Source organism: Archangium sp. (genome assembly GCF_036389735.1).
In the GTDB taxonomy this organism is placed as follows: Bacteria; Myxococcota; Myxococcia; order Myxococcales; family Myxococcaceae; genus Archangium.
On sequence record NZ_DASVWK010000595.1, the window covers coordinates 1 to 6,277 of the forward strand.

At 70.4% G+C, this 6,277-nt stretch carries 6 protein-coding genes; all 6 read right to left on the reverse strand.

What is annotated here, in order from left to right; all coding sequences use genetic code 11:
* The coding region (locus VF794_RS20805) for a sulfite reductase flavoprotein subunit alpha (RefSeq protein WP_331113055.1) at window positions 1-1,447 on the reverse strand (1,447 nt) is incomplete at its 3' end.
* Window positions 1,444-3,093 carry a sulfate adenylyltransferase subunit 1 gene (locus tag VF794_RS20810; RefSeq protein WP_331113057.1) on the reverse strand — a complete coding sequence of 550 codons (1,650 nt, stop codon included), beginning with the start codon at window positions 3,091-3,093 and terminating at the stop codon, window positions 1,444-1,446. The genes VF794_RS20805 and VF794_RS20810, both read right to left, overlap by 4 nt.
* On the reverse strand, window positions 3,093-4,010 hold the full coding sequence (gene cysD, locus VF794_RS20815; RefSeq protein ID WP_331113059.1) for a sulfate adenylyltransferase subunit CysD: 918 nt from the start codon (window positions 4,008-4,010) through the stop codon (window positions 3,093-3,095). The genes VF794_RS20810 and cysD overlap by 1 nt, the downstream gene beginning before the upstream one ends.
* Window positions 4,003-4,803: a uroporphyrinogen-III C-methyltransferase gene (gene cobA, locus VF794_RS20820; RefSeq protein ID WP_331113061.1), complete on the reverse strand. Its 801-nt coding sequence runs from the start codon at window positions 4,801-4,803 to the stop codon at window positions 4,003-4,005. The genes cysD and cobA overlap by 8 nt, the downstream gene beginning before the upstream one ends.
* Entirely contained in the window at window positions 4,800-5,468 is a 669-nt protein-coding gene (locus VF794_RS20825; RefSeq protein WP_331113063.1) for a bifunctional precorrin-2 dehydrogenase/sirohydrochlorin ferrochelatase, read from the reverse strand. The genes cobA and VF794_RS20825 overlap by 4 nt, the downstream gene beginning before the upstream one ends.
* Before the next feature lies 1 nt (window position 5,469).
* Window positions 5,470-6,207: a phosphoadenylyl-sulfate reductase gene (locus tag VF794_RS20830; protein ID WP_331113065.1), complete on the reverse strand. Its 738-nt coding sequence runs from the start codon at window positions 6,205-6,207 to the stop codon at window positions 5,470-5,472.
* Window positions 6,208-6,277: the final 70 nt, after the last annotated feature.

Genomic DNA, 6,277 nt, shown 5'->3' on the forward strand with positions numbered 1-6,277 from the left:
CCGCCCGCTCCTGCACGAAGGCGCGGAACGGGGCCACGCCCGTGCCAGGGCCGATCATGATGACGTCACGGCTCGCGTCCTTGGGGAGGCGGAAACGATCGTTGGCCTCGATGAAGACGTTCACCGTGTCCTGGCTGGCGCCGCGCGTGGCCAGGTAGTTCGAAGCGGCGCCCACGTGGCGCGTGCCGAAGGCCTCGTAGTCCACCACGGCCAACGTCAGGTGGACCTCCTCCCCTACCCGCTTCTGGCTGGAGGAGATGGAGTAGAGCCGGGGCGTCAGGCGACGCAGCGCCCCCACCAGCTCCTCCGCCGTCCACGCCGCGGGGTGCGTCCGGAGAAGGTCGATGACCTGATGGCTGGCGAGCAGCGCACGCAGGGACTCGGCGCCCTCCGGGGCGAGCAGGCGCTGGAGTTCCGCGTTGCCCGAGCGAGTGGCGTGGCTCGTCAGGAACGGGCGGCTCAAGCGGGTGATCTCCAGCTCCTCCGCCAGCCACTGCTTCAGCGGCAGGATGCGCCCCTCGCGCTTCACCTCGGTAGAGCCCTCCAGCCTCAGCTCGGAGAGCAGCGCGGAGACCAACTCCGGCGGGTTCCGGGGCAGCACCCCGAGGGAGTCACCCGGCTCATAGGTCAGGCCCGAGCCCTCCAGCGACAGCTCCAGGTGGCGAACATCCTTGAGGGCGCCGCGCCCGGTGATGCGCTGGTTGGTGAGCACCAGGGAGGGATAGGGATTCTCCCGGCTGAAGGTGGGCGTCACGGGCACGCTGCGCAGCGGTGTCACCGTGGCCAGCCCGGCCTCGGCCCCGAGTTCCGTCCGCGCACGCTCCAGGGCCTCGCCGATCCACGACTCGGCCATCGACTCGAAGTCCACGTCGCAGTCGGTGCGATTGACCAGCCGCGTGGCCCCCAGCTCCGCGAAACGCGCGTCGAGGACGCGGCTGATCTCACAGAACTTGGGGTAGCTGGAGTCGCCCAGCCCCAGCACCGAGTAGCGGAGCTGGCCGAGCGCGGGGGCGCGCTTGCCCTGGATGAACTCGAAGAAGCCGCGCGCGTCGTCCGGGGGATCTCCGTCCCCCTGGGTGCTGATCACCACGTACAGGAGCCGCTCGTTCTTCAGCTCGCGCACGTTGTAGTCGCTGGCGCGGAAGCTGCGCACCGCGAGCCCCGCGGCCTCGGCCTTGTGCTTGAGACGCTCGGCCAGCAGCCGGCTGTTACCCGTCTGCGTGCCATAGATGATGGTGAGCGAGGCCCGCGGCGTGGCCTGGGGTGCCACCGCGGGCTGGGCGGACGTGGCGGGCACCTGCCGGGCCGCGAGGCCGGCGAGGTAGCCACTCACCCAGTTGAGCGCCGAGGGCTCGAGGCCCTCGACGAGGCGCTGAAGCAGCGCGCCCTTCTCCTCGCCGAGCTGCGCGGCGAGGGCGGGAATGGTAGCGGACACGGGAGAGGTCACGGCGTCTTCTCCTGCGCGGCCAGGATCTGCTTCACCTGGTGCTCCAGGTCGTCGGAGGGCTCCAGCTCGAGCCAGGAAATGCCGGCGCCGCGGAGCTGGTCACGCAGCCCCAGCCGCGCCTGCGGGACGGGGGTGTAGAGGATGGCGAGCAGCCCGGCCTCGGCCAGCGCGACGGCGGCCTCGGCGTCTCCCCGGATGGTGGCCACGTGCCTCCCCAGGTCGAACAGGGACCGCTCCAGGCGCAGCGCCGCTTGCGCCGGTGCCGGCAGGAGGAGGACGGCGCCCGACTGCCCGAGGCGCGCGCGCCGCTCCCCGGCGGAGATGAGGGACCGCGCATCCTGATCGTCCCGCGCTCCGGAGGGCCCGAGGATCATGCCCGCCGCGACGGTGTCGTTGGTGAGCGGGTCCACGACGATGAAGGCGCCGGTCTTCCGGTTGTCCGTGTAGGGGTCGCAGACGAGCGGCCGCTTGCAGACGAGGCGCACCTTGCCGATCTCATTGAGCGACAGGGAAGCGGCGGAGACCTCGGACAGGTCCTCCAGTTCCTTGCGCCAGAGCACCTGCTCGATGTGGGCCGGGACGTACTTGGAGGTGTGCTTCACCAGGTAGCGGTGCGAGCTGTCCAGGGGCTTCTCCCCGAACCACACCAGCATGGCCTCGAGCTGCTGGAGTGCCTGCGGGGGCTGCTCGGCGTGCGCGATGAGATCGCCCCGGCTGATGTCCACCTCGTCGGTCAGGCGCAGCGTCACCGAGGACGGCGAGCTGGCCTCGCGGAGGTTGCCATCGAAGGTGTCGATGGACGCGATGTGCGTACGCCGCTTCGAGGGATAGACCACCACCTCGTCGCCCACGCGCACCGTACCGGAGGCGATCTGCCCGGCGAACCCGCGGTAATCCAGGTTCGGCCGCAGCACGTACTGCACGGGGAAGCGGAAGGCCGCGCCGTCCAGCCGGCGCTGGTGCGGCAGGGACTCCAGCCAGCCCAGCAACGTGTCCCCGTCGTGCCACGGCGTGCGGGCGCTCGGGAGGGTGATGTTGTCCCCAGCGCGCGCGCTGATGGGGAAGAAGCGGACCTGCTCGAAGCCGAGCGTGCTGGCGAACGCGGAGAACTCCGTCGACAGGCGCTCGAAGACGGCCGGGTCGAAGCCCATCAGGTCCATCTTGTTGATGGCCACCGCCAGGTAGGGAATGCCCAGCAGCGAGGCGATATACGCATGCCGCCGGGTCTGCGGGAGGATGCCCAGGCGCGCGTCCACGAGGATGACCGCCGCGTCGGCCGTGGAGGACCCCGTGGCCATGTTGCGCGTGTACTGGAGGTGTCCCGGCGTGTCCGCGACGATGATCTTCCGCCGCGCCGTGGAGAAGTAGCGGTAGGCCACGTCGATGGTGATGCCCTGCTCGCGCTCGGCGCGCAGACCATCGGTGAAGAGCGAGAAGTCGATCTCCTCGCCCGCGCTGGCTCGCTTCACCGCGCTCACCTGGTCCTCGAACAGGCCATTGCACTCGTAGAGGAGGCGGCCGATGAGCGTGGACTTGCCGTCGTCCACCGAGCCCACCACCGCGAGGCGCAGCAGCTCCTTGTCGGAGTGCTCCGCGAGGAACCGCTGGATGTCCTGGTCGTCCTGCAACTGCACCGCGGCGGTCATTAGAAGTACCCCTCGCGCTTCTTCAGCTCCATCGAGCCTTCTTCGTCGTGATCGATCAGCCGTCCCTGACGCTCGGACTGGCGGGCCTGCATCATCTCGGCGATGACGCCCTCGAGCGTCGTGGCCGAGGACTCGATCGCTCCACTCAGCGGGTAGCACCCCAGCGTGCGGAAGCGCACCCGACGCATCGTGGGGCGCTCGCCCTGCTTGAGCCGCATCCGCTCGTCATCGACCATGATCCACTGGCCGTTGCGGTTCACCACCGGGCGCTCGGCGGCGAAGTACAGCGGAACGACCGGAATCCGCTCCTTGAGGATGTAGTGCCACACATCCAGCTCGGTCCAGTTGGAGAGCGGGAAGACGCGCATGCTCTCGCCCGCGTCGATGCGGCCGTTGTAGAGGTTCCACAGCTCGGGCCGCTGCCGGCGCGGCTCCCACTGCCCGTGACGGTCGCGGAAGGAGTACACGCGCTCCTTGGCGCGGGACTTCTCCTCGTCGCGCCGCGCGCCGCCGAAGGCCGCGTCGAAGCCGTGCAGCGCGAGCGCCTCCAGCAGCGACTGCGTCTTCATCGCGTGGGTGTACTTCTGGCTGCCATGGTCGAAGGGGTTGATGCCCTCGGCGAGCGCCTTCTTGTTCTGGTGCACGAGCAGCTTCAGCCCGTGCTTCGCGGTGAACTCGTCGCGGAACCTGTACATCTCCCGGAACTTCCAGGTGGTGTCCACATGGAGGAGCGGGAACGGCAGGGGCGCCGGGTAGAAGGCCTTCCGGGCCAGGTGCAGCAGCACCTGCGAGTCCTTGCCAATGCTGTAGAGCATCACCGGGTTGGCGAACTCCGCCGCCGTCTCCCGGATGATGTGGATGCTCTCCGCCTCCAGCACCGCGAGGTGCGAGAGGCGCGCGGACTGTGTCTCACTCATGGCCAGCCTCCGCCTTCAAGAATCGAGCGCTCTCGGACACCACGGGCTCCGACTGGACCAGCGAGCGAAGCTGGGACCGGAGCGACACCACCTCACCCACCACCAGCAGGGCCGGAGAGCCGACGGCGGCCTCCCGGGCGCGCTGGGCGATACCCGCGAGCGGAGCCTCGATGACCCGCTGGTGCTCCCAGGTACCCGCTTCCACGATGGCCGTCGGGGTGCTCGGCGAGCGACCCGCGGCGATGAGCGCCAGCGTCGCCTCCTCCAGCCGCCCACCCGCCATGAACAGCACCAGCGTCTCCGCCCCGGCGAGGTGCGCCCAGTCCGGCGCCTTCCCGGCGCGGTGCCCCGTGGCGAACGTCACCGAACCCGACACGCCCCGGTGGGTGACGGGAATCCCCGCCACCGCCGGAGCCGCCACGCCGCTGGAGACGCCCGGCACCACCTCATAGGAGATGCCCGCCTCCTCCAGCGCGAGGGCCTCCTCGCCGCCACGGCCGAAGACGAACGGGTCTCCACCCTTGAGCCGGACCACCGTGCGGCCAAGGCGCGCTTGCGAGACGATCAGCGCGTTGATCTCCTCCTGGCGTACCGACTCTCCCCCACCCTCCTTGCCGACGAACAGGAGCCGGGCCCGGGGCCGCGCGTGCTTCAGCACCTCGGGGTGGACGAGGCGGTCATAGACCACCGCATCCGCGCGTCCGAGCAGCCAGGCCGCGCGGATCGTCAGCAGGCCGGGATCTCCGGGCCCCGCGCCCACCAGGTAGACTCTTCCGTTGACCTGCTTGCTCATTGCTTCTCTCCAAAAGTCTCGAGCGCGGTGCGCACCCGGGCCCAGGCGTCCCGGCGCTGACCGCGAATCAGCAACTCCCCGACCTCGCCCTCCACCAACTGCTTCAACAACCGCATCCGCTCGGGGCCGCGAGGCAGCCGCGCGCGGAGCCATCCCGAGAGCCGGGCCAGCTGCACGTGCCCGGGCACCACCTGCTCCAGGAACCGCTGGCGCAGCAGCCGCGCCAGCGCGGGCGCCTGGCCGGAGGTGGAGACCGCCACGACGATGGGGCCTCGCCGCCCCACCGAGGGGAGCGTGAAGTCACACAGATCGGGCACGTCCGCCGTGTTCACCCAGATGCCGAGGGCCCGCGCCTCGTCCGCCACGACCTGACTCACCGCCCTGTCATCCGTGGCCACGAACACGACCGCGTGCCCGCGCACGTCCCCCGCCGCATAGGCGCGCTCGACGAGCTCCAGCCGACCCTCGTCGGCGAGCCGGCGGATGGTGGGGCTCACCTGGGGAGACACCACCCGCAGCCGCGCCCCGGCTTCCAGGAGCTGCTGGCCGCGCTCGTCGGCGATGTTCCCCGCGCCGACCAGGAGGACGTGCTTGCCCAACAGGCGCAGGCACACCGGAAAATCCACGGGCGTGCTCATGAGGACGGTGGCGGAGAGCGTGGGCATGTCAGCGACGCACGTGCAGCCCGCATTCGCGGTTCTCGGCGGACTCCCACCACCAGCGGCCGGCGCGCTCGTCCTCGTAGGGCTTCACCGCGCGCGTGCAGGGCGCGCACCCGATGGACGGGTACCCGCGGTCATGCAACGCGTTGTAGGGGACGCCGTGGTCCTTGATGTACGCCCACGTCTCGCGAGCACTCCAGCGCACCAGCGGGTTCACCTTCAACAGCCCGTGCGTGGCATCGAGCTCCACCGCCTCGACCGCCGTGCGGGTAACGGACTGCTCGCGGCGCAGCCCCGTCACCCACGCCTCCCGCCCCGCCAGCGCGCGCCGCAGCGGCTCCACCTTGCGGATGCCGCAGCACTCCTTGCGCTCCTCGATGCTCTGCTTGAAGGAGAAGTATCCCTTCGTGGACTCCAGCGCCTCGACGCGCGCCCGCTCCGGGAAGAACGTCTCGATCTCCAGGCCGTAGCGGCGGCGCGCCACGTCCATCAGCTCATACGTCTCCGGCGGCAGCCGACCCGTATCGAGCGTGAACAGGCGCACGCTCGGCGCGTGCCCGCGGGCGAGATCGATGAGGACCATGTCCTCGGCCCCGAAGCTGGAGGCGATGGCCGCGCGCGCCCCGAAGCGTCGCTCCACCCAGGCGAGCACCACCTCGGCGGGAGCCTCGCGCAGCTCCTCCGCCGCGACACGCAGCTCGTCCGGCGAGACACCTGGGGAAGAGAGAGCGGGGAGGGACATGGGCGTCCTCGGGAGCAAAAAGACAAAAGGAGGCCAGCGCCTCGGGCGAGGGCGGGCCTGTGCACAGGAA

Bases quoted from the DNA above. Each gene is read 5' to 3' on its own strand.
- VF794_RS20830 (WP_331113065.1), bottom strand. From the start codon at position 6,207: ATGTCCCTCCCCGCTCTCTCTTCCCCAGGTGTCTCGCCGGACGAGCTG.
- VF794_RS20810 (WP_331113057.1), bottom strand. From the start codon at position 3,093: ATGACCGCCGCGGTGCAGTTGCAGGACGACCAGGACATCCAGCGGTTC.
- cobA (WP_331113061.1), bottom strand. From the start codon at position 4,803: ATGAGCAAGCAGGTCAACGGAAGAGTCTACCTGGTGGGCGCGGGGCCC.
- VF794_RS20825 (WP_331113063.1), bottom strand. From the start codon at position 5,468: ATGCCCACGCTCTCCGCCACCGTCCTCATGAGCACGCCCGTGGATTTT.
- cysD (WP_331113059.1), bottom strand. From the start codon at position 4,010: ATGAGTGAGACACAGTCCGCGCGCCTCTCGCACCTCGCGGTGCTGGAG.